The sequence below is a fragment of the Nonomuraea sp. NPDC051298 genome, from assembly GCF_055586305.1.
Genome location: NZ_JBVJIM010000015.1, coordinates 142,692 through 162,511, shown reverse-complemented (window position 1 = coordinate 162,511; position 19,820 = coordinate 142,692). Strand labels below are relative to the sequence as shown.

Genomic DNA, 19,820 nt, shown 5'->3' with positions numbered 1-19,820 from the left:
TCGTGGAACGAAGTACGGTCGACTCGCCACAAACGAGATGGGAGAGCGCATGAGATTAGCCCACGGAACCCTCGCCGTGATCGTGGTGGGATCCCTTGTCACGGGCGGCACCGCGAGCGCGGCGCCGGCCGAGCCGGCGCCTCCGGCGACCGGCCCGGCGGGCACGGTGACCCTGCTGACCGGTGACCGGGTGACGGTCACGGCCGGCGGCTACCAGGTCGAGCCGGGGCAGGGCAGGTCCGTCCGCTTCGAGGTCCAGCGCCGTCAGGGCCACCTCCACGTCATTCCGCAGGACGCGAAGCCGCTGCTCGCCCAGGGCCTGCTGGACGAGCGGCTGTTCGACGTCACACAGTTGCTCGCCTGGAACTACGGCGACGCCGACCAGGCGGAGATCCCGCTGATCGTCCAGTCCGCCGAGGGAGACGCGGCGAAGACGCTCACCGGCACCCGCGCGGCCAAGGGACTGTCCGGGCTGGGACTGGCCAGTGTGCGCGTCCCCAAGGCCCAGACGGGCCGGACCTGGCAGGACCTGGCCGGCGACGCCCGAGCACTGGCCGCGGGCAGGTCGAAGATCTGGCTCGACGGCAAGCGCTCGTTCACCCTCGACCGGAGCGTCAAGCAGATCGGCGCCCCCGAGGCATGGCAGCGGGGGCTGACCGGAGCCGGGGTCACCGTCGCCGTGCTGGACTCCGGCTACGACGCCACCCACCCCGACCTCAAGGACGTCGTCACCCAGTCGCGGAACTTCTCCGACGACCCCGACACCAGCGACGGCGTCGGCCACGGCACCCATGTCGCCTCCACCGTGGCGGGGGCCGGGGAGAAGTACCGGGGCGTCGCGCCGGGCGCGAAGATCGCGCTCGGCAAGGTCGGCGGACGGTACATCACCGACTCGGCGCTGCTGGCGGGCATGGAGTGGGCCGCCGTCGAGGTCAAGGCGAAGATCATCAACATGAGCCTCGGCGGCCCGGACACCCCCGGCATCGATCCCATCGAGCACGCCGTCAACACGCTGTCCGAGCGTACGGGGGCGTTGTTCGTGATCGCGGCGGGCAACGGCGGAGGGCCCGGCTCGGTCTCCAGCCCGGGCAGCGCCGACGCGGCGCTGACGGTCGGGGCGGTCGACAGGTCCGACCAGATGGCGAACTTCTCCAACCGCGGTCCGAGACGTGACGACCACGCGATCAAGCCTGACGTGACCGCCCCCGGCGTCTCCATCGTGGCGGCGGCCGCGCAGGGCACGGCGGACGGCCCGTACGTGGCCTACAGCGGCACCTCCATGGCGTCACCGCACGTCGCGGGCGCGGCGGCGATCCTCGCCCAGCAGCACCCGGACTGGACCGGTCAGCAGCTCAAGGCCGCGCTCATCGGCAGCGCCGCGCCGCAGGCCGGAGCCACGCACTTCGACCAGGGCGGCGGGCTCGTCGACCTCGTCCGCGCGACCGGCCAGCAGGTCCACGCCAGTCCCGCGAACCTCGGCGCGGCCTTCCGCTGGGACGAATCCGGCGAGCGGAAGGCGACCAAGGAGATCACCTACGCCAACGACGGCGACACCCCGGTCACCCTCGACCTCACCGTGGACACCGACGTGCTGCGCACCTCGGCACAGCGGGTCGAGGTGCCCGCGAAGGGCACGGCCTCCGTCACCGTGACGATCGACGCGACCGGCACAGCCCCCGGCGACCACCCGGGCACCGTCACGGCCAGGTCGGGTGACCAGGTCGTCCGTACCGTCGCCACCGCGTACGTGGAGCCTGAGTCCTACGACGTGAAGATCTCCGCGATCGGAGCCGACGGGCGGCCCGCCGGCGGGTCCGGGGAGTTCTTCAACGACAAGGGCGAGATCCTGCCGGTCTACGTCAGCGGCGAGTCGGTCACGTACCGGCTCCCCGTCGGGGAGTGGACCCTGGCCGCGGACGTCTGGGAATCCGATCGCGTCACGACCGCCCACCTGCCGGTGAAGGTCAGCGGGCCCGGCGCGGAGGCGGTGCTGGACACGCGCCAGGCCCAACCGATCAGGTTCACCCTGGACGAGCCCGCCGCCGTCACCAGTGGGTATCTGGAGATGTGGCTGTTCGACGGCTGGTGGTCCCGGGGCTGGTTCGGGAACTGGCCGGATCCCAGCGCCGTGAACTTCGTGATCCCCGCCAAGAAGCCCGGCCTGAAGTACATCACCAGGACCCACTTCCAGACGAAGGACCCCTCTCCCAGCCGGTCCCGCTACGACCTGGTGGACGAACGGAACGACGGCATCCCGGCAGACCCGACGTACGCGGCCAAGGTGAAGGACCTGGACAAGGTGACCACGACCTTCCGCGGCGCGGGAACCGCCGCGACGGGCGACTACTACGTCACGGTCGCCCCCGACGACGACCCTCTGGGCGGGTTCCTCACCCCCACCAACGGCGTGCCGCTGCCGGGCACGCTCACCGAGTACCGCACACGAGGGCACAAGTGGGGCGGCGCTCTCGGGGTCGGCGCATCCATGGTCAGAGAGACCGTCAAGCCCATCCGCGACCGTGCCCGGCAGACGTGGGGCGTCGCGGTGAGCGGGCCCTCCTTCGCCACCCAGGGAGCCTGGCGGGAGCAGGACAAGCTGACCTTCGACGGCGGCCGGCTGCTGGCCGACGGCGTGCCCGGCCGGGTCGGCATGGACGGCGCGGCCACCGGCACCATCAGCCTGACCGCGGGCGACCAGGTCATCTCCACGATCGACTACACCGGATGCGGGCCACGGAACATGAGCCCGTGCCAGTTGGTCGCCGACCTGCCCGCGCAGGCCGGGACGTACACGCTCAGCGCGACGGCCACCAGGCAGGTGCCGCACTCCACGCTGTCCACGAAGGTCGAGTCGGCGTGGACGTTCCGCTCGGAGACCACCTCGACGCGGGAGGCGCTCCCCCTGACCGCGGTCCGCTACGCCCCGGAGGGGCTGGACGAGTACAACCGCGCCAAGCCCGGATCGTCCACCAAGCTGCCGATCACGATCGAACGCAACCCCGGCGCTCCCACGGCGGCGGTGAAGTCGATCCGTCTGCGGATGTCCGTCGATGACGGGGCGACCTGGCAGGACGTCCCGGTCCGGGAAGCGGGGTCGGGCTGGACCACGCGGGTGGCCAACCCGCGTACGGCGGGCTTCGTGTCCCTGCGCGCCACCTCGACCGACACCGCGGGCAACACCGTCGACCAGACCATCCACCGCGCCTACGCGGTCGGATAGCCCGCTCGCGGGGACGGCCTCCCCATGCGCCCGCTGAGATCCACCGCAAGGGGGCATGGCCATCATGGGGAGGCCGGTCCGTGCGTGGGGCACGGGCGCGTGAACGGGAGGACCGGACATGACATCCGACGCGGACGAGCGTGACGACCGGACCGGCCGCCGCACCGAGCTGATCACTCCCGAGCCGGCCGAGGCCCTGGCCGGGCTCCTCGACGTCGAACCGCCCTCGGGGGAGCTGCCCGCCCTGTGGCACTGGGTCTACCTGCTCGACCGGCCTCGGCAGCGGGACCTGGGCCCGGACGGGCATCCCAGGCACGGCATACCCGCTCCTCCCGGCCCGGGCCGGCTGCGCATGTTCGCCGGGGGACGGGTGTCCGCGCACGCGCTGCTGCGCTTCGGCGCTCCGGCGACCCGTACGACGCGGGTCGTGCGTACCGTGGAGAAGGAGGGCAGGTCCGGGCCGCTGACGTTCGTCACCGTGCGCGGCGAGATCGAGCAGGGCGGGCGGACGGTGATCGCCGACGAGCAGGACATCGTCTACCGGGCCCCCGGCTCGGCGCTTGCGGCACGGCCGGCCGCCGACGGACCGCCTCACTCCGAGGCCGGTCTCGCCCTCGACGTGGACGCCGTGCTGCTGTTCCGGTTCTCGGCGCTGACCTACAACGCGCACCGGATCCACTACGACGCCGCCTACGCCGCCCAGGAGGGCTACCCCGGCCTGGTCGTGCACGGGCCGCTGCAGGCCCTGATGATGGGCGAGCTGATCCGCCGCTCGGGCGTGCCCTCGATCGGCAGGGAGTTCGCCTACCGCCTCGTCGCGCCGATGTTCGGCGCGCAGCGGCTGACCGTGGGGCTCGTGTCCGCGCAGGGCGGGGCATCGGCGCAGGCGCAGGTCAGAGATGCCGAGGGCCGGGTCACCGCCACGTGCTCCCTGCACCCGGCGGCCCCCTGGACCGGCACCTATGACCGGCCCCTTTGATCGGCCCCTTTGATCGGCGCAGCCCGACCTGATGGGGGAGTTCTCCTGAGCCGCCGGTGCTCACGGCTCGACGGTGTGGGCGGCGAAGCCGCTCGTCCGCCAGGTACGACCGCTCGCGGTCACCGCGACGGCCTCCAGGCCGGGCCGGTCCTCGACCCAGTCGCGGGCGGCGTCCCCCATGGCGAAGGCGGCGGTCGCGTACGCGTCGACGGCGGTCAGCCGGGGGCCGACGAGGGTGATCGACAGCAGTTCGGCGGCGGGCAGCCCGGTGCGCGGGTCGAGGATGTGGGGGCCGCGCTCGGCGCTGCCGGAGGTGGCCACGGCCAGGTCGTCACCGGTGACCACGGCGCAGAGCGCGCCGGGCCGCAGGGGGTGGGCGATCCCGATCCGCCACGGGAAGGGGGCGGGGCCGAGCTGGAGGTCGCCGCCGCCGTTCACGCAGTGGCGGGGCGCGCCCGCCTCCGACAGCAGCAGTGACGCCCGCTCCACCGCCCACCCCTTGACCAGGCCGGACGGGTCCAGACGGCCGCCGGGAAACGTCGTGAAACAGCCGTCGGTGTCGCGCCCGGCCTGGGCGCACAGCGCGAGCACCTCGCCCACCTCGGGCGGGCACTCCTCGACGCCGACCTCGCCTCGGGCCAGGCGGCTGATCGCGCTGTCCGGCCGGTAGGTGGAGAAGACCTCGTCCACGTGGTGCAGCCAGGCGACGGCCCGCGCCACCGCCGCACCGGCCTCGTGGCGTACGTCGAAGGAGAAGACGGTGCCCATCGCCCGCTCGACGTGGCGGGTTCGCGGTGTCACAGCCCGGCCCGGTCGATGGCGCTCTGCAGGGAACGCAGGTAGCCGTCACTGGTGTAGGTGGCCCCCGAGACGGAGTCGATCCGCGCGCTCTGGGCGGACAGGGTCTCCTGCCGGAGGACGGGCAGCGCGGCGTCGTTGATCTCGACGTCGCGGCGGTTGCCGTCCGGGGCCTGGAGCACCAGCACGTCGGTGATCCGGTCGCCGTCGACGGTGATGCGTACCTGGACGGGGCCTCTCTGGGTGTCGGCCACGGCTCCGTCGACCGTCCGGACGCCCTCTCCCGCCGGGCGGGGAGCGGCCGTCGTGACGCTCTGCCCTGTCCCGGTGCTCGGCTGGGTCGGGGCGAGGGCGGCGGGCGGCTGGGCGACGTCCGCGACGTCGTGCGGCTTGAACGACAGCAGCAGCACCAGGCCGACGGCGGTGACCACCACCGCGAGCAGTACCCTGCGCATGGCGCGACCTCCTCAGAACTCGAACGACTCGTGATGGATGCGGCGTCCCGGCACGCCCGCCGCCCGCGCCGCGCCGATCGCCGCCCGGGTCAGTTCGGGCGGGCCGCACACGTAGACGTCGTGTTCGTGCAGGTCGGGCAGTAGCCGCCGCAGACCGTCGAACAGGTCCCGGGGCCTGGGCCCGGTCGAGTAGTAGATCGTCGCGTCGCCTCGGGTCGCGACGATCTGCGAGAGTTCGTCCGCGAAGAGCAGTTCCTGGGGCGTGCGGGCGCGGTAGAGCAGCGTCACGCGTCCTGGCAGCGTCTCGAACAGAGCGCGCAGCGGGGTGATGCCGACGCCGCCCGCGATCAGCAGCGACTTGCCGCCCCGGCCGAGGCGGGCGGTGAGGGCGCCGTACGGGCCCTCGGCGAGCACGGGGGTGCCCGGCCGCAGCCTGGCGAGCGCCGCGCTGTGGTCGCCCAGGGCCTTGACCGTGATCCGCAGCCCGCGGGCGTTCGGCGCCGCGGACAGCGAGTACGGGTTGGCCGACCACCACAGCCCGCCGGCCAGGAACCGCCAGCGGAAGAACTGGCCGGGCTCGGCCCGTAGCCGCCGCAGCGCGCGCCCGGTGAGGTGGACCGAGACGACTCCGGGGCCGTCGGCGGTGACGGCGGCCACGCGCAGGCGGTGCCGCGCCCACAGTCTGACCGGGCCAAGGAAGCGGTACCAGACCAGCAGCGCGGCCACGGTGAGGTGGAGGGCGTACCAGGCGAGCTGGGCCGGACGGTCTCCGGTGAACTGGGCGCCGGTCGCGAGCTGGTGCCCGAAGGCCAGCCAGGCCGCCAGGTAGGTGGAGAAGTGCAGGAAGTGCCAGGTCTCGTAGCGCAGCCTGCGGCGGGCGGCGCGGGCCGAGGCCAGGGCGATCCCGAGCAGCAGCAGGAAGGCGACGGCGGCCTTCGCCACGTCGGGGAACGACAGCACCATGGTCGCCGCCTCGTCCACCGCGCCGACGTGGTCGGTCACCGAGTAGCCGAGGACGACGGCCGGCACGTGCGCCGCGACGAGCCCGATGACGTACCGGCCGCCCATGGCGTGCCAGCGGGCCAGCCGGTCACTGCCCACGCCGCGTTCCAGCGCAGGGACCCTGGACATGAGGCCGAGCAGCACCGCCAGCCCGTAGCCCGCCAGCAGGCCCGTCACGCGCGCGATCTCGGTCAGCCAGCCGTTCAGCCCCGCCACGTAGGGGGTGCCGCGCCACCACAGGGCGATGACCGCGAGCGCGCCCGCCGCCAGGGCCGCGAGCACCGCCCCCGGCAGGACACGTACGCCGGGGGGCGTCGCCGTCGCGCGGACCGTGGCGTGAACAGTCGTCATGAAGGAAAAGTGCCAGGTAAATCTCTGTTTTTCCTCTCAAAGTGGCCTTTATGAGGATTTTCAGAGCGAGACCGTACTTTCGGGGTGAGGGGGTGGAGATGAGCATCCTGTCGCGCCCGGACGGCACGCCGATCCGCGTACTCGTCGTGGACGACGAGCCGGACCTGCTGGAGGTGCTGGAACGGACGTTGTGCCAGGAAGGCTGGCAGGTCCGCGCCGTGGCGAGCGGGGACGCCGCCCTCCGGGAGGCCGAGCGGTTCGGGCCGGACGCGGCGGTCCTGGACGTCATGCTGCCCGATCTGGACGGTCTGGCCCTGATGCGACGGCTCAGGGAGCGGAGCCCCGAGCTGTGCGTGCTCTTCCTCACCGCCCGCGACGCGGTGGAGGACAGGATCGCCGGGATCACGGCGGGTGGCGACGACTACGTGACCAAGCCGTTCAGCCTGGAAGAGGTGCTCGCCCGGCTGCGCGGGCTGCTGCGCAGGGCGGGCATGGCACGTCCGGGCGACGGCGACCGGCTCGTGGTGGGCGAGCTGTCCATGGACGAGGAGTCCAGAGAGGTCACCAGGGACGGCACGCTGATCGACCTGACCCCCACCGAGTTCGAGCTGCTGCGGCTGCTCATGTCCAACCCGCGCCGGGTGCTCACCAAGGCGCGGATCCTCGACGACGTCTGGTCCTACGACTTCGGCGGCCAGGCGCACGTGGTCGAGCTCTACATCAGCTACCTGCGCAAGAAGATCGACGCGGGGCGCCGGCCGCTGATCCACACCGTCCGCGGCGTCGGATACGTGCTCAAGCCGTGACCCTCCTGCCGCGTACGATCAGGTCCCGGATGATCGCCGGGCTGCTCGTGCTGCTGGCGTTCTCGTGCGCGGTCCTCGGCGTCGCCACGTCGCTGGCGATGGAGCACTTCCTGCTCGGCCGCATCGACCAGCAGCTCGCCGACTACGGCGCGCGGTTCGCCGCCAGCCTGGAGCACAGCGAGGACACCCGCGGGCAGGCCCGCGACACCTTCGGCGCCCGGCTGGTCGGCGGGAGCGTCACCCAGGCGGCCGTGGTGTCACGGTCGGCCGCGCTCCCCGTGACGCTGAGCACCCAGGACAGGCAGGTGCTCGCCGAGCTGCCGGTCGGGGGATCACCGCAGACCGTGGACCTGTCCGCCCTGGACGACTACCGGGTCCACGCCGTCGCGGGCCGGGACGGGGACGTGCTGGTCACCGGGCTCTCGCTGCACGGGGTCGAGGAGACCGTGGGGCGGCTGCAACTGGTCGAGCTGTCGATGTTCACGGGCACGCTCGCCGTCGCGGGGGTCGCGGCCGCCCTGTGGGTACGCCTGTCACTGCGCCCCCTGCGCCGCATCGCCACGGCCGCCCGCAAGGTCAGCGAGCTGCCCCTGGCCAGCGGCGAGGTGTCGTTGGGCGAACGCGTGCTCGACACCGACCCGCGGTCGGAGACGGGCCAGGTGGGAGCCGCGTTCAACCGCATGCTGGGCCACGTGGAGGCCGCGCTCGCCCGCAGGCACGACGTCGAGCAGCGGCTGCGCGCCTTCGCCGCGGACGCCAGTCACGAGCTGCGCACCCCGCTCGCCGGGATCCGCGGTCACGCCCAGCTCGCACTGCGTGAGCGCGGCCCCGTGCCCGACGACGTACGGCACGCGCTGAGCAGGATCGACGCCGAGTCCGGGCGGATGAGCCGGCTCGTCGACGAACTGCTCCTCCTGGTCCGCCTCGACGAGGGCCGCCCGCCGGCCAGGGAGGAGGTCGACCTGACCCGCCTGGCCATCGAGGTCACGGGCGACGCGCGGGCGGCGGCCCCCGGCCACCGCTGGCGGCTGGAGCTGCCGGAGGACCCCGTCACGGTGACCGGCGACCCGCTCCGGCTGCACCAGGTGCTCGCCAACCTGTTGAGCAACGCCCGCATCCACACCCCGGACGGCACCACGGTCACCGTGTCCGTCCGGCGGCTGCCCGGCCAGGTCGAGATCACCACCGTGGACGACGGCCCCGGCATCCCGGACGGTCTCACGGAGGAGATCTTCGAACGGTTCTCCCGCGCGGACCCGGGCCGCTCGCGCGCCACCGGCGGCGCCGGGCTCGGCCTGGCCATCGTCCGCGCCGTGATGACCGCCCACGGCGGCACGGTGGACGTGCGCAGCGGCCCCGGCCGGACCGAGTTCCGCCTGCTCCTTCCCGGCGACTGACCCTGGCCGGGGCGCGCCCGCCATGGAGGCCAATGATCAAGAGTTGCCGGCGGCTGATTCGTTCAGATCGATCTATTCGGGTCGCCCACCCGGGACGGCCTTCGCGCGGGCGTCCCGATGTCTACCATGGTCGGGCAACGGTGATCCCGCAGGGCGCGAGGGGCCGCGCCGGTTGGAGGGAAGGTGACCTCGGGACCGCATGACGAGGTGGTGGCCGACACCGACGGCCGCTTCGCCTCGGGCCGCTCCTTCAGGACGCTGGCGGACGAGCACGCCGACTTCGTCGCCGGGCTGCGCGGCCGGTGGGACGAGGAGGCTCCGCTGCCGTACGAGGAGTTCGCCGTTCCCTACCTCCAGCTCAGGCGCAACCTGCTGGACGAGTGCGAGCGCCTCGGCGGCAACCTGCGCTACGTGGGCGACGGCCAGGTCTTCATGGCCCAGCGCAACACGGACGCCGAGGACGCCGCCACGATCGGGGGCACCGCGGCGGGGCCCGTCCAGATGGGGCCTCGATGATCGAGCCGGCCGTTCTCGTCGGCTTCGACCTGCTCGGCATCGCCCCGCTGCCGGGCACCGCCCAGCTCGACCGGCACATCGGCGAACTGGACCGGGCGGTCGGCCGGCTCCGGCTGCTGGCCCAGGAGGGCGTCCGCGCGTACGGGCGGGCCGACCTCAACCGAGGCCCGGCCACGGACGCCCTCCACGCCCACATGACCAGCCCCGAAGGCGCCCTTCCGCAGGCGGCCGACCTCGCCGACCGGCTCACCACGGCCGCCGACGGGCTGCGCATCTCGAAAGGCGTCATCGAATGGGTCGTCGGCCCGCTGTCGGCGGTCGCGCTCGCCGCCCGCGTCGCGGTGGTGTTCGCTCCGCACCTGCTCCCTCGGCTGTCGGCCATGGGGGCGCGGTTCACCGCGATGCTCCGCGACGCCCTGAGCCGGATCGGGCGCATCTTCGCCGGCCTGTTCAAGACGTCCCGGGTGCGCGCGGCCGGTGCCGGGGGCCGTACGGCGCGGGCCGGGTCGAAGCCCGACTACCTGTCGGTCGCCGCGGACAGGTCCACGCCCGTGGACGACGTCGTGGCCGAGGAACTGCGCCGGCCGGGCAACCGCTGGCGTACCGAGAACACCCCGGTGTACCACGGCTCCCGGACCTCCCCCGACCGGATCTTCGAGGAGGGTCTGTATCCGTACGCTCCCGGCGATCGGGTCTACACGTCTCTCGACAGTGAGATCGCGAGGAGGTACGCCAGGGAGCGCTACACGTATCGCGTTCGCACCTCCCAGGGCGGCGGCTTCGCCAGGGGTGACAGCGAGGAGACGGTTACGTTCCCCGGAGGGGTGCACCGCCGTTTCATCGAGGGCGCGGACGACCACAGGACCGACGAGTTCCTCCCCAACCCCCATTTCGATCCTGGTTAGAGCCTGCGGGGGAGCCTGGTCACGGCCTGTGGGGAGACGGCCCGCGCCCGGCTCCGGGTCATGGTTCGCGGGCGAACGCCGCGCAGTCCGGGCAGTCGTCCAGGAACCGGTGGCGGCACTCGACGGTGTGCCGCAGAAAGGTGAGGGCCTGCCGCATGCGCGCCATCTCGCTCTCCAGGGCCGCGATCTTCGCCCGCACCACCTCCTGCGCCGCCGTCTTCCTCGGCGTCATGGCGGCGCGGACCTCGGGCAGGGAGAGCCCCACCTGCCGCAGTTTCAGCACGGTGCGGGCCTGCTCCATGGCCTCCTCGTCGTAGACGCGATAACCGTGGCCGTCGCGACGCACCGTGAGAGCCCCGACCTGCTCCCAGTGCCGCAGCACGTGAGCCTCGACCCCCAGCTCGGTGGACGCCTCTCCGATCGTCCTCACCGTTCACCCCTTGCCTTCATGTCGACCTTAACCCCTAGCCTCCAGGCATGACCGAAACCTCCCTTTGTCCGGCGTCGATACTCGTGACCGGTGCGGCGGGAAACCTCGGGCGTGAGGTCGTCCGGCGTCTCCATGCGCGTGGCGTGGGCGTCCGGTGTCTCGACCGGCATCCGGTGGACTCCCTCCCCGGCGTGGAGTCCGTGGTCGGCGACCTGACCGACCTCGAGGTCTTCCGCGCCGCGCTCGACGGGATCGAGGCCGTCCTGCTCATGTGGCCGCTGCTCGACTCCGCCCCGGCCCACGCCCTGCTGGCCGCGCTCAGGAGCGCGGCTCCCCGCGTCGTCTACCTCTCGTCCTCCGCTGTCGACGACGGACGCGCTCGCCAGAGCGACCCCATCGTGCAGGTGCACGCCGACATGGAGGCGCTGCTCGACGAGGCCGGGCTGCGGCCGGTGGTGCTGCGTAGCGACACACTGGCCGCCAACGTTCGCGGGTGGGCCGCGCAACTGCGGGCCGGGGACGTCGTGGCCGGGCCGGACATCGCGCGGACGGCGGTGGTCGACGAGCGCGACGTCGCCGACGCGGCCGTACGCGTGCTGCTGCCGGACGGCGACCGATTCGGCCGCGGGCCCCACGTGCTCACGGGGCCGGACGTGCTCGGCCGCGCCGACCAGGTGGCCCGGCTCGGTGCCGCACTGGGGCGGCGCCTGCGGTTCGAGGCGGTTCCCGCCGACGTGGCGCGTGCCAGGATGCTCGCGGACGGCCGGCCGGAGGCGCTGGTGGCGGCGCTGGTCGCGGCGTCGACGCGGCGGCCGGAGTCGGACCGGGTCACCGAGGGCGTGCGGCGGCTCACCGGCCGACCGGCCGGCACCTTCGCCCAGTGGGCCGCCGACCACGCCGACGAGTTCCGCCGGCGGGAGCTGCCGGGTCGTGCGCCTCGTGCCGGCGTACTTCCGGTTCCGTAGCCGGGCGGGGACGTACGCCGGGGGGAGCAGCGCGTACTGCCTTCCGCCGTACGACGACGGGTGAGGGCCGAGGCGGCCAGGATCGAGGCTCCGCACCGCATCACCGTCGAAGGGCCCGAGCCATGAAGTCACCGGTACGCCACGTCACCCCCATCTCCCCGCACCGCGCCACCGGCGTCGTGGCCGAGGTCTACGCGCAGGTCGACGCCGAGTTCAGCAGCATCGGCCCGGCCGTGATGATGATGTCCCCGTCGCCCGAGCTGACGGCGGCGGGCTGGTCGCTCATGCGCGAGGCGCAGTTGGCCGGCGCCGTCCCCGCGCTGGAGAAGGCTGTGGTGGCGCTGGGGGTGGCGCAGGCCAACGAGCTGGACTACGACGTCCAGGCGTTCCTGTCCGTCCTGCGGCTCCTGGGCCGGGCGGACCTGGCCGACACCGTCGAGCGGGGCGGCCGGCCCGCCGATCCCGAGCTGGCGGCCCTGCTCCGCTGGGCGGTCGCCACCGGCGGCGACCCGGTGGCGGCGCCGTTCGCCGCCGACAGGGCCGCCGAATACCTCGGTACGGCGCTGTTCACGCACTTCATCGACAGGGTGGCGGCGGCCATGCTGCCTGCCGGGCTCGTCCCGGGCAGCATGTCCGCCGCCGACGAACCACCGTTCGAAGGCGCCCCGATCCTGCGCGATCTCGACCAGGACCTGCGGCCCGGCGCCACCCTGCCACTCCTGGACGGGCTGCCCACCGGCGAGGAACCGGCCTGGGCACGCGGCCTGCCGATCGGCACGGCGTACGCCGCGCTCGCCGCCACGGCCGCGCAGGGCGCCGGGCTCCTCACGCCCGCCGCCGCCGGGGTGGTCGCGGACGTGATCGCGGAGCACTGCGGCCGCCGCAGGCCCGTCGGCGACTGGCTGGACGCGCCGCTGTCGTCGCTCCCTGACCAGGAGGCGGCGGGGGCGAGGGTGGCGATCCTGGCGGGGCTCGCGCCAGAGGCGGTGACCGACGAGGACGTCGCCACCTGGCGAGCCACCGACCGCCGCTTCAGCAACCACTGCACGGTGTTCCTGCTGGCCCACGGCGCCATGACCGCCGTCACCCACATCGAGGCCGCCCTCGCCCCCTAGACGGTCGTACGCCTGGCTCCTCCGGGTGGGGTCTCAGCCGAGGTCGGGGTGGGGAACGTACCGGTCCGGACGGATCAACGCGAGGCCCGGCTCGTCGGCCATCAGCGTGTCCAGGTCTCCGATGCGCCAGCCGGCGGTCGCGAGCAGCGTGGGCACGAGGGGATGCGTTCCCGGGAGCGCGATCCGGGCGGTGCGTGCCCGGGTGGCGGCGAGGGCGGCGAGCACCGCGTCCGCGCAGTCTTGCGGGGTGGCTCCACCGGCCGGGCCGATCAGGACGTCGTGGCCGGTCAGGCGGGTGGCGGCGTAACCTTGGCCGGTCGCGTACATGGTGACGCCGGGCAGGGCGGCGTACCAGGCGAGGGTGGCGGGCCGGGCCCCTCCCGAGGCGCGGGCGTCCAGCGTCGCGACCTCCTCTGCCCGCGTTCGCCGCGCGGGCGGCGCGGGCAGTCCCGCGGCCGGCCCGGTCAGGTAGAGCAGCGGGGTCCAGGGACGCAGGCCGTGCCGTACGTACAGGGCCATGGCGCGCGGGTCGGACGAGGCGAACGTCACCTTCGGCCCGCTCTCGCGCAGCAACTCCGCGAGCAGAGCCCGCCCCACCCCGGAGGACTGATGTCCGGGCAGCACGAACAGGTCGCCCAGGTGGGTGACGGGACCCCGCCGCAGCGTGCCCCCGAAGCCGAGGGCTCCGCCGGTCTCGTCGGGGGCGAGGAACAGCCTGCCGAAGGACCGCTCGGCGTCGAGGAAGTCGGGCGTCCCCGACCACCCGCCCAGCAGCCCGAACCTCCTGGCCACCTCCCGCACAGCGGGCATGTCATCAGCCGTCGCGGCCCGAACCACTCGTCCTCCATCCGACTTTCCCCTGAGCAGCCGCACCACCGGCCACCCTACCTACCTTGTCGTGATCGCTCACTCATGCTTGAGTGTGTCCAAATGAGCCCCGAACCAGAGACGACCAGCCGCGCCCCGGCAACCCTGGTGTTCGCCATGGCCGTGGTGCCCCTCCTGCTCGCGAACTGGCTCATCGTCGCCGCGATCATAGGACGCGACTGTGTCGTGCTCTATGAGGGAGGCAACCTCACAGAATGCGGCGGCGGGCTTTCCGAGGAGCAGATGTCCGCCGTGTCGGGACTGGCGGCGCTGGTGCTGCTCGTCCTCCAGGCAGGACTGTTCGCCCTGGCACGTCGGCGCATCCACCGGCGGCGGCGCGCCACCATCTGATCCCTACGAGGTCAGTGGGGGACGACGATGACCTGGTGGGTGTCCTCGTAGATCACGGTGCCGGGGTCGGGCGTCTCGACGCGTACGCACGCCACCTCGTGCGCGGCGAGAATGTCCAGGTAGCCGGAGACCCGTTCGATGAAGGGGCCGGCGGACGGCTTGAACCAGGCGGCGGCCCCTGGGTTGCGTACCCGATCGTAGACGTGCGGATCCACCTCACTGGGGTCGGTCAGGTTCGCCTGATACCAGGCGTGGCCCTCGGTTCTGAAGCGCTCCTGTTCCGGCGAGAGCCGGCCCTGCTCGGCGAGACCGTTGACGAGGCCGAACACGCCGGGGTGGACACCTCGTGCATTGGGAGTGGGGCTCTGGAACCTCACGTACACGCGTCGGTTCTCCTCTGATCGCCTTCCACGCGTCGGGGCACCAAGGCTAGAGCAGTCGCTCGCCTCGGCGGGCTGCTTCCTCCCGGGTGGCGGTGAGGAACGCCTGGCGGAGCGCTTCCTGCCGAGGCCCTTCCCTCTCCGTGGCCGCTCGCGGGGAGGGCGCCGTGAAGTGGACGCCACGCGCGTGTGCCGCTGTGAATGGGCCGTCTTGTTCCCGCGCCGGGGCGATCAGTCGTCGTCGGCAGGTGGGGACGTGGCGAAGGCGCCGGCGGTCGCGGCGATGACGGCATCGGTCGCCGCGTGGTCGGGCAGCTCCGCGGCGGGGGGCGTGCCGAGCAGCAGCAACTGGTGGTAGAGCGGCGCGGTGGCGGCGATGAGCAGCCGCCGCGCGTCCGTGTGCGGCGGCAGCTCGCCGCGGCGGACGGCTCGGCTGACGATGACCTCGCAGCGGGCGTAGCGGTCTTCCCAGAGCCGCCGCAGGCCGCGCGCGGCCTCCTCGGACCGGAACGAGGCGGCGACCAGCGCCGCGGCGATCGACGGCCGCGCGGTCAGCGCCGCCAGGTTCTCGTGGTTGAGCGCCACCAGGTCGCCGCGCAGGGAGCCGGTGTCCTGGGGTTGCCAGTCGTCGTCGCCGGTCGCGTCGAGGAGGTCGGCGAGCAGGCCGCCGACGTCCCGCCAGCGCCGGTACACCGTCGCCCGATGGACGCCCGCACGGGCCGCGACCGCGTCGAGGGTCAGCTCGTCGTAGCCGCGCTCGCCCAGCTCGGCGCGGACCGCGTCGAGCACCTGCGTACGGATGCGGCTGGTACGGCCACCCGGGCGGCGCCGGATCGGCGGCGTCGACGGGTCGCCCTGTGACGGTGGAGGCGCGGAGGGCATCGCTTCGTCTCCGGTTTGCTCAGCGGACAACGTCCATGACAGTATCTTAATGTAGCAGTTGTCGCGTTAGTAGAGGAAGAGATCAATGAAGTCCAGTGTCCCCGCCGACCCGACGGTGCTGCGTCCGATGCCGGGCCAGCCCCGGGTGGTGCTGCTCCGGCCGCTGGTCACGTCGCCGTTGATCGAGGTCGGAGAGTTTTCGTACTACGACGACCCGGACGATCCGACCGCGTTCGAGACGCGCAACGTGCTCTACCACTACGGGCCGGAAAAGCTGGTCATCGGCAGGTTCTGTGCGCTGGGCACCGGGGTGCGGTTCATCATGAACGGCGCCAACCACCGCATGGACGGCCCCTCGACCTTCCCCTTCCCCACCATGGGCGGCTCGTGGTCCGACCATTTCGACCTGCTCACCGGCCTGCCCAACCGCGGTGACACCGTCGTCGGCAACGACGTCTGGCTCGGTTACGGCGTGACGGTGATGCCGGGCGTACGGATCGGGCACGGCGCGATCGTCGGCTCCGGCGCCGTGGTCACCTCGGACGTCCCCGACTACGGGATCGTCGGCGGCAACCCGGCCCGCCTCATCCGCACCCGCTACGGCGCCGGCGACGTCGCCCGGCTGCTGGCGGTGGCCTGGTGGGACTGGCCCGTGGAGCACATCACCGAGCACGTGCGGACGATCATGTCGGGCAGCATCGCCGACCTGGAGGCCGCCGTCCCGAAGACCTGACGTCCGTGACGCGGGCACGAGACGCCCCCGTGCCCGTGGCCTCGGTTTCCGCCTCGAGGAGGTGGTCCGTTCCCGCCATCGACCAGAAATGAAGTGATCTTCCATGTCCCGTCGCCGTGCGCACATCGCGATGGTCGGCGTCCCCGTCGTCAGCCACGTCCTGCCCAGCCTCGAGATCATCCGCGAACTGGTGGCGCGCGGCCATCGGGTGACGTACGCCAACGACCCGGCGGTCAGCGACCTGATCACGGCGACCGGCGCCGAACTCGTCCCCTGCGCCTCCGTGCTGCCCGTCGCCGACAACGCCTGGCCCGACGACCCCATCGCCGCGATGAGCCTCTTCCTCGACGACGCCGTCCAGGCACTCCCGCAGCTCCGCGCCGCCTACGACGACGACCCCGCGGACCTCTACCTGTACGACATCGGGGCCTTCGCCGCGCGAGCACTCGCCGAAGCGCAGGAGCGCCCCGTCCTGCAACTGTCCCCGACGTTCGTCGCCTGGAAGGACTACGACCGGGACGTGTCGGCGAATCTGTGGCGGCTGCCGGGAGCCGACGACTACCGGGCGAAGTTCGCGCGGTGGCTCGCCGGCTCCGGCGCGTCCACCACTGACGTGGACGCCTTCTCCGGCCGCCCGGCACAGGCCCTGGCGCTGATCTCCCGCGCGCTGCAACCGCACGCCGATCAGGTCGACCACGAAACGGTGACCTTCGTCGGCCCCTGCTACGAGCTGGGCGGGGGAGCGGAGGGCCGGCGGCGTCCCGGCGAGGCCGCGAACGTCCTGCTGATCTCCCTCGGCTCGGCGTTCACCCGGCGGCCGGAGTTCTACCGGCAGTGCCTGGCGGCCTTCGGCGACCTGCCCGGCTGGCACGTCGTCCTGCAGATCGGCAGGCACACCGACGTACGCGAGCTGGGCGACATCCCCGCCAACGTCGAAGTGCACCCCTGGGTCCCCCAGCGGGCCATCCTGGAACAGGCGGACGCCTTCGTCACCCATGCCGGTATGGGCGGTTGCGGCGAAGGGCTGCTGGCCAGTGTCCCGATGATCGCCGTCCCGCAGGCCGCCGACCAGTTCCTCAACGCCGACCGTCTCGTGGAGCTGGGCATCGCGCGCCGGATCGACACCCAGGACGCCACGGCCGACGCCCTGCGCACCGCCCTGAGCGAACTCGTCTCCGACCCCGAGGTCGCCCGCCGCTCGGCGCGGTTGCGGGCCGACGCGCTGGCCGAAGGCGGCACCACGCGGGCCGCCGATCTCATCGAGCGCCTGCTGACGTGACCTGACCTGACCTGACCTGACCTGGCTCCGGCTCGTCCGCCCGGCTCGGCGTCCGGCGGCGCGGCTTCGCGTGACGACCGTGGGTTGACAGCGAGCCCTCGCATCCAACACCCTTTCACTACTCAAATAGTGAAAGGGTGTTTTGGTTGATCGAGTTCAACCTGGACCGCGGCTCGGGGGTCTCGACGTACCTGCAGCTCGTCCACCAGGTCAAACAGGCGCTCCGGCTCGGTACGCTGCGCCCCGGCGACCAGTTGCCGACCGCCCGCGAGGTGGTCGAGAGCCTGGCCATCAACCCCAACACCGTGCTCAAGGCCTACCGGGAGCTGGAGCGCGAGGGGCTGGTCGAGGGACGGCCCGGGATGGGGACGTTCGTCCAGCAGGGCGTCGCGGGGGCGACGCTCGCCGAGCACACGCGGCTGCGGCACGCACTGGAGGCGTGGGTGCGCGAGGCCCGCGCGGCCGGGCTCGACCAGGAGGACCTGCGGGTGCTGGTCAATGTGGTCCTGGCCGACGCCGCGAAGGAGGACGTGGCATGAGTCCCGCGCTGGAGGCGACCGGGCTGGGGGTCCGTTACCGCCGTACGTGGGCGCTGCGCGACTGCTCGCTGTCGGTGCCCGCGGGCCGCGTGGCGGCGCTCGTCGGGCCCAACGGCGCGGGCAAGACCACGCTCATGCACGCGGCCGTCGGGCTGCTGCGGCCCGCGCTGGGCAGTGTTCGCGTGGCCGGTGAGGCGGCGTTCGTGGCGCAGGACAAGCCGCTGTACGACGGCTTCACCGTCGCCGAGATGCTCACCTTCGGCCGCCGCATGAACCACCACTGGGACGACGCCGCCGCTGCCGACCGGCTCGCCGGGCTCGGCATCCCGCTGAAGCGCAAGGTGAGCGGGCTGTCGGGCGGGCAGCGGGCGCAGGTGGCGGTCACGCTGGCGCTGGCCGGCCGGCCCGACCTGCTCGTCCTGGACGAACCGCTGGCCAACCTCGACCCACTCGCCCGCCACGACGTGATGCGCTCGATCATGGCGGAGGTGGCCGGGCGGGAGGTGACCGTGCTGCTGTCCTCGCACGTCGTGTCCGACCTGGAGGAGACCTGCGACTGGCTGATCGTGCTGAACGGGGGCCGGCTGCAGGTCAGCGGCGACATCGAGGAACTGCTCGACGGGCACCTCGTGCTCACCGGCCCGGACGGGGCGTCTGCGGCGGGGACGCAGGTGGTGGGCGCGAGCCGTACCGGCAGGCAGGTCGGCCTGCTGGTCAGGGGCGCGCCGCCGGCCGATCCGCGCTGGCGGGCGCGGCGCCCCGGGCTGGACGAACTCGTCATGGGCTACCTGCGCAGCCCCGAGTCGGCGGCGCTGCCGGGGCTGACGGGGGTGGGCGCGTGATCTGGGTGACGTGGCGCCAGCACCGGGCGCAGATCCTCGTGACGGCGGGGTTCCTGGCGCTGCTGGGCCTGCTGCTGCTGGGCTCGGCGATCGAGGCGAACCTGTACCTGGCCGAGCACGCCCCACCCGGCTGCCCCGCGCCCGTGGATCAGTGCGTCGAGGTCGGGGTGGGGCTCTTCGAGCGCTACGACGCCGTCTACTCGGTGTTCGGCTGGATGCCGCTGGTGGCCCCGGCGTTGGTCGGGGCGTTCTGGGGCGCGCCGCTGCTCGGCCGCGAGTACGAACGCGGCACCCACCGCCTGGCCTGGACCCAGGGCGTGCCCGTCCGGCGATGGCTGGTGGTCAAGCTGTCGGTCCTGGGCGGGGCGGTCGTGGCGGGCGGGCTGCTGCTGTCGCTCATGGTGAGCCTGTGGCGGCCGGTCTTCAGGACGGGGAGCGACTCCACGTTCGGCAACATCGGCGTGTTCAACATGGTCGGAGTGGAGCCTGCCGCGTGGTGGCTGTACGCGTTCGCGCTCGGCGTCGCGGCCGGCGCGCTGTTCCGGCGTACGCTGCCCGCGATGGCGCTGATCGTGGCCGGGGTGGCGGTGACGATGTTCACGCTGTTCCAGCTCAGCGACCACTACGCCGAGCCGGTGCGTACCGAGTTGTCCGGCACCGTGCTGCTGGACGATCCCGATGCCCGGTTGGTGGACGCGGCCTGGGTGGAGCCGTCCGGGAGGGAGGTCGCCCAGCCGTCCGACAGGGGATGCCCGGTGGACAGGGCAGAGAGCTACCAGGAGACCAGGGCGTGGCGTGACTGCCTGTTCGGCAAGGGCTACCGGTACGCGGTGTACTACCACCCGCCGTCCCGGTTCTGGCGCTTCCAGTGGACCGAGGCGGGAATCCTGACGCTCGCGTCGGTGGCCCTCGGCGGCCTGGCCGTGCGCCGTACCCATCGCCGCCCCGGCTGACCCGGCCGGGATGCGCCGATCGGGGTGTGTCAACAATCAGTAGTTGTAAGGTTGC

21 protein-coding genes are annotated in these 19,820 nt (G+C 72.9%); 14 read left to right on the top strand and 7 right to left on the bottom strand.

All coding sequences use genetic code 11. The features are described from left to right. Positions 1-49: 49 nt before the first annotated feature. Together ACZ6S0_RS35270 and ACZ6S0_RS35265 are read left to right on the top strand one after the other, a co-directional pair. Positions 50-3,220, top strand: coding sequence for a S8 family serine peptidase (locus tag ACZ6S0_RS35270; RefSeq protein WP_465923660.1), 3,171 nt, complete (start codon positions 50-52; stop codon positions 3,218-3,220). Positions 3,221-3,338: 118 nt separating this feature from the next. After that, positions 3,339-4,199 carry an HTD2 family dehydratase gene (locus ACZ6S0_RS35265; RefSeq protein ID WP_465923659.1) on the top strand — a complete coding sequence of 287 codons (861 nt, stop codon included), beginning with the start codon at positions 3,339-3,341 and terminating at the stop codon, positions 4,197-4,199. Positions 4,200-4,259: 60 nt separating this feature from the next. On the opposite strand, the gene ACZ6S0_RS35260 is transcribed toward ACZ6S0_RS35265, so the two are convergent. Genes ACZ6S0_RS35260 through ACZ6S0_RS35250 form a run of 3 tightly spaced genes read right to left on the bottom strand, consistent with a single transcriptional unit; the run spans position 4,260 to position 6,805 of the window. After that, a complete protein-coding gene (locus ACZ6S0_RS35260; RefSeq protein WP_465923658.1) occupies positions 4,260-5,000 on the bottom strand; it encodes an FAD:protein FMN transferase in 741 nt (246 codons plus the stop codon). Beyond that, positions 4,997-5,452: an FMN-binding protein gene (locus ACZ6S0_RS35255; protein ID WP_465923657.1), complete on the bottom strand. Its 456-nt coding sequence runs from the start codon at positions 5,450-5,452 to the stop codon at positions 4,997-4,999. The genes ACZ6S0_RS35260 and ACZ6S0_RS35255 overlap by 4 nt, the downstream gene beginning before the upstream one ends. Positions 5,453-5,464: 12 nt before the next feature. Continuing rightward, on the bottom strand, positions 5,465-6,805 hold the full coding sequence (locus ACZ6S0_RS35250; protein WP_465923656.1) for a ferredoxin reductase family protein: 1,341 nt from the start codon (positions 6,803-6,805) through the stop codon (positions 5,465-5,467). 98 nt (positions 6,806-6,903) lie between these two features. Between ACZ6S0_RS35250 and ACZ6S0_RS35245 the strand changes: the two genes are divergently transcribed. From ACZ6S0_RS35245 to ACZ6S0_RS35230, 4 genes are all read left to right on the top strand, one after another. Further along, a complete protein-coding gene (locus tag ACZ6S0_RS35245) occupies positions 6,904-7,611 on the top strand; it encodes a response regulator transcription factor (protein WP_465923655.1) in 708 nt (235 codons plus the stop codon). After that, a complete protein-coding gene (locus tag ACZ6S0_RS35240; RefSeq protein WP_465923654.1) occupies positions 7,608-9,008 on the top strand; it encodes a sensor histidine kinase in 1,401 nt (466 codons plus the stop codon). The genes ACZ6S0_RS35245 and ACZ6S0_RS35240 overlap by 4 nt, the downstream gene beginning before the upstream one ends. 183 nt (positions 9,009-9,191) lie before the next feature. Beyond that, positions 9,192-9,524: a hypothetical protein gene (locus ACZ6S0_RS35235; RefSeq protein ID WP_465923653.1), complete on the top strand. Its 333-nt coding sequence runs from the start codon at positions 9,192-9,194 to the stop codon at positions 9,522-9,524. Further along, positions 9,521-10,429 carry a hypothetical protein gene (locus ACZ6S0_RS35230; protein ID WP_465923652.1) on the top strand — a complete coding sequence of 303 codons (909 nt, stop codon included), beginning with the start codon at positions 9,521-9,523 and terminating at the stop codon, positions 10,427-10,429. The genes ACZ6S0_RS35235 and ACZ6S0_RS35230 overlap by 4 nt, the downstream gene beginning before the upstream one ends. 58 nt (positions 10,430-10,487) lie before the next feature. Here ACZ6S0_RS35230 and ACZ6S0_RS35225 read toward each other — a convergent pair whose 3' ends face one another. Continuing rightward, positions 10,488-10,859: a MerR family transcriptional regulator gene (locus ACZ6S0_RS35225; protein WP_465923651.1), complete on the bottom strand. Its 372-nt coding sequence runs from the start codon at positions 10,857-10,859 to the stop codon at positions 10,488-10,490. Between the two features lie 47 nt (positions 10,860-10,906). Here ACZ6S0_RS35225 and ACZ6S0_RS35220 point away from each other — a divergent pair, with 47 nt between their 5' ends. Then, entirely contained in the window at positions 10,907-11,824 is a 918-nt protein-coding gene (locus tag ACZ6S0_RS35220) for an NAD(P)H-binding protein (protein ID WP_465923650.1), read from the top strand. 122 nt (positions 11,825-11,946) lie between these two features. Continuing rightward, complete coding sequence (locus ACZ6S0_RS35215; protein WP_465923649.1) at positions 11,947-12,939, top strand: carboxymuconolactone decarboxylase family protein; 993 nt, start codon at positions 11,947-11,949, stop codon at positions 12,937-12,939. A 33-nt stretch (positions 12,940-12,972) separates the two neighbouring features. Here the strand turns inward: ACZ6S0_RS35215 and ACZ6S0_RS35210 are convergent, their stop codons facing one another. Then, positions 12,973-13,749: a GNAT family N-acetyltransferase gene (locus ACZ6S0_RS35210; RefSeq protein WP_465923648.1), complete on the bottom strand. Its 777-nt coding sequence runs from the start codon at positions 13,747-13,749 to the stop codon at positions 12,973-12,975. Between the two features lie 120 nt (positions 13,750-13,869). On the opposite strand from ACZ6S0_RS35210, the gene ACZ6S0_RS35205 reads away from it, so the two are divergent. Next, positions 13,870-14,157 (top strand): hypothetical protein, encoded by a 288-nt coding sequence (locus tag ACZ6S0_RS35205; protein WP_465923647.1) that lies wholly within the window; start codon positions 13,870-13,872, stop codon positions 14,155-14,157. An 11-nt stretch (positions 14,158-14,168) separates the two neighbouring features. Here the strand turns inward: ACZ6S0_RS35205 and ACZ6S0_RS35200 are convergent, their stop codons facing one another. Beyond that, positions 14,169-14,540 (bottom strand): hypothetical protein, encoded by a 372-nt coding sequence (locus ACZ6S0_RS35200; protein WP_465923646.1) that lies wholly within the window; start codon positions 14,538-14,540, stop codon positions 14,169-14,171. Between the two features lie 228 nt (positions 14,541-14,768). Continuing rightward, a complete protein-coding gene (locus ACZ6S0_RS35195) occupies positions 14,769-15,419 on the bottom strand; it encodes a TetR/AcrR family transcriptional regulator (RefSeq protein ID WP_465923645.1) in 651 nt (216 codons plus the stop codon). An 85-nt stretch (positions 15,420-15,504) separates the two neighbouring features. Here ACZ6S0_RS35195 and ACZ6S0_RS35190 point away from each other — a divergent pair, with 85 nt between their 5' ends. The 5 genes from ACZ6S0_RS35190 (at position 15,505) to ACZ6S0_RS35170 (ending at position 19,765) form a co-directional block, all read left to right on the top strand. Then, positions 15,505-16,152, top strand: a complete 648-nt coding sequence (locus ACZ6S0_RS35190) for a CatB-related O-acetyltransferase (RefSeq protein ID WP_465923644.1) — start codon at positions 15,505-15,507, stop codon at positions 16,150-16,152. A gap of 103 nt (positions 16,153-16,255) precedes the next feature. Beyond that, a complete protein-coding gene (locus tag ACZ6S0_RS35185) occupies positions 16,256-17,431 on the top strand; it encodes a macrolide family glycosyltransferase (protein WP_465923643.1) in 1,176 nt (391 codons plus the stop codon). Positions 17,432-17,577: 146 nt separating this feature from the next. Continuing rightward, positions 17,578-17,970 (top strand): GntR family transcriptional regulator, encoded by a 393-nt coding sequence (locus tag ACZ6S0_RS35180; protein ID WP_465923642.1) that lies wholly within the window; start codon positions 17,578-17,580, stop codon positions 17,968-17,970. Further along, on the top strand, positions 17,967-18,812 hold the full coding sequence (locus ACZ6S0_RS35175; RefSeq protein ID WP_465923641.1) for an ABC transporter ATP-binding protein: 846 nt from the start codon (positions 17,967-17,969) through the stop codon (positions 18,810-18,812). The genes ACZ6S0_RS35180 and ACZ6S0_RS35175 overlap by 4 nt, the downstream gene beginning before the upstream one ends. Next, a complete protein-coding gene (locus ACZ6S0_RS35170; RefSeq protein ID WP_465923640.1) occupies positions 18,809-19,765 on the top strand; it encodes a hypothetical protein in 957 nt (318 codons plus the stop codon). The genes ACZ6S0_RS35175 and ACZ6S0_RS35170 overlap by 4 nt, the downstream gene beginning before the upstream one ends. Positions 19,766-19,820: the final 55 nt, after the last annotated feature.

What these genes read in the sequence shown, in the direction of transcription:
- ACZ6S0_RS35245 (WP_465923655.1), top strand. Translation starts at nt 6,904, where the DNA reads ATGAGCATCCTGTCGCGCCCGGACGGCACGCCGATCCGCGTACTCGTC.
- ACZ6S0_RS35265 (WP_465923659.1), top strand. Translation starts at nt 3,339, where the DNA reads ATGACATCCGACGCGGACGAGCGTGACGACCGGACCGGCCGCCGCACC.
- ACZ6S0_RS35175 (WP_465923641.1), top strand. Translation starts at nt 17,967, where the DNA reads ATGAGTCCCGCGCTGGAGGCGACCGGGCTGGGGGTCCGTTACCGCCGT.
- ACZ6S0_RS35210 (WP_465923648.1), bottom strand. Translation starts at nt 13,749, where the DNA reads ATGCCCGCTGTGCGGGAGGTGGCCAGGAGGTTCGGGCTGCTGGGCGGG.
- ACZ6S0_RS35190 (WP_465923644.1), top strand. Translation starts at nt 15,505, where the DNA reads ATGAAGTCCAGTGTCCCCGCCGACCCGACGGTGCTGCGTCCGATGCCG.
- ACZ6S0_RS35195 (WP_465923645.1), bottom strand. Translation starts at nt 15,419, where the DNA reads ATGCCCTCCGCGCCTCCACCGTCACAGGGCGACCCGTCGACGCCGCCG.
- ACZ6S0_RS35220 (WP_465923650.1), top strand. Translation starts at nt 10,907, where the DNA reads ATGACCGAAACCTCCCTTTGTCCGGCGTCGATACTCGTGACCGGTGCG.
- ACZ6S0_RS35255 (WP_465923657.1), bottom strand. Translation starts at nt 5,452, where the DNA reads ATGCGCAGGGTACTGCTCGCGGTGGTGGTCACCGCCGTCGGCCTGGTG.
- ACZ6S0_RS35250 (WP_465923656.1), bottom strand. Translation starts at nt 6,805, where the DNA reads ATGACGACTGTTCACGCCACGGTCCGCGCGACGGCGACGCCCCCCGGC.
- ACZ6S0_RS35270 (WP_465923660.1), top strand. Translation starts at nt 50, where the DNA reads ATGAGATTAGCCCACGGAACCCTCGCCGTGATCGTGGTGGGATCCCTT.
- ACZ6S0_RS35230 (WP_465923652.1), top strand. Translation starts at nt 9,521, where the DNA reads ATGATCGAGCCGGCCGTTCTCGTCGGCTTCGACCTGCTCGGCATCGCC.
- ACZ6S0_RS35205 (WP_465923647.1), top strand. Translation starts at nt 13,870, where the DNA reads ATGAGCCCCGAACCAGAGACGACCAGCCGCGCCCCGGCAACCCTGGTG.
- ACZ6S0_RS35185 (WP_465923643.1), top strand. Translation starts at nt 16,256, where the DNA reads ATGTCCCGTCGCCGTGCGCACATCGCGATGGTCGGCGTCCCCGTCGTC.
- ACZ6S0_RS35215 (WP_465923649.1), top strand. Translation starts at nt 11,947, where the DNA reads ATGAAGTCACCGGTACGCCACGTCACCCCCATCTCCCCGCACCGCGCC.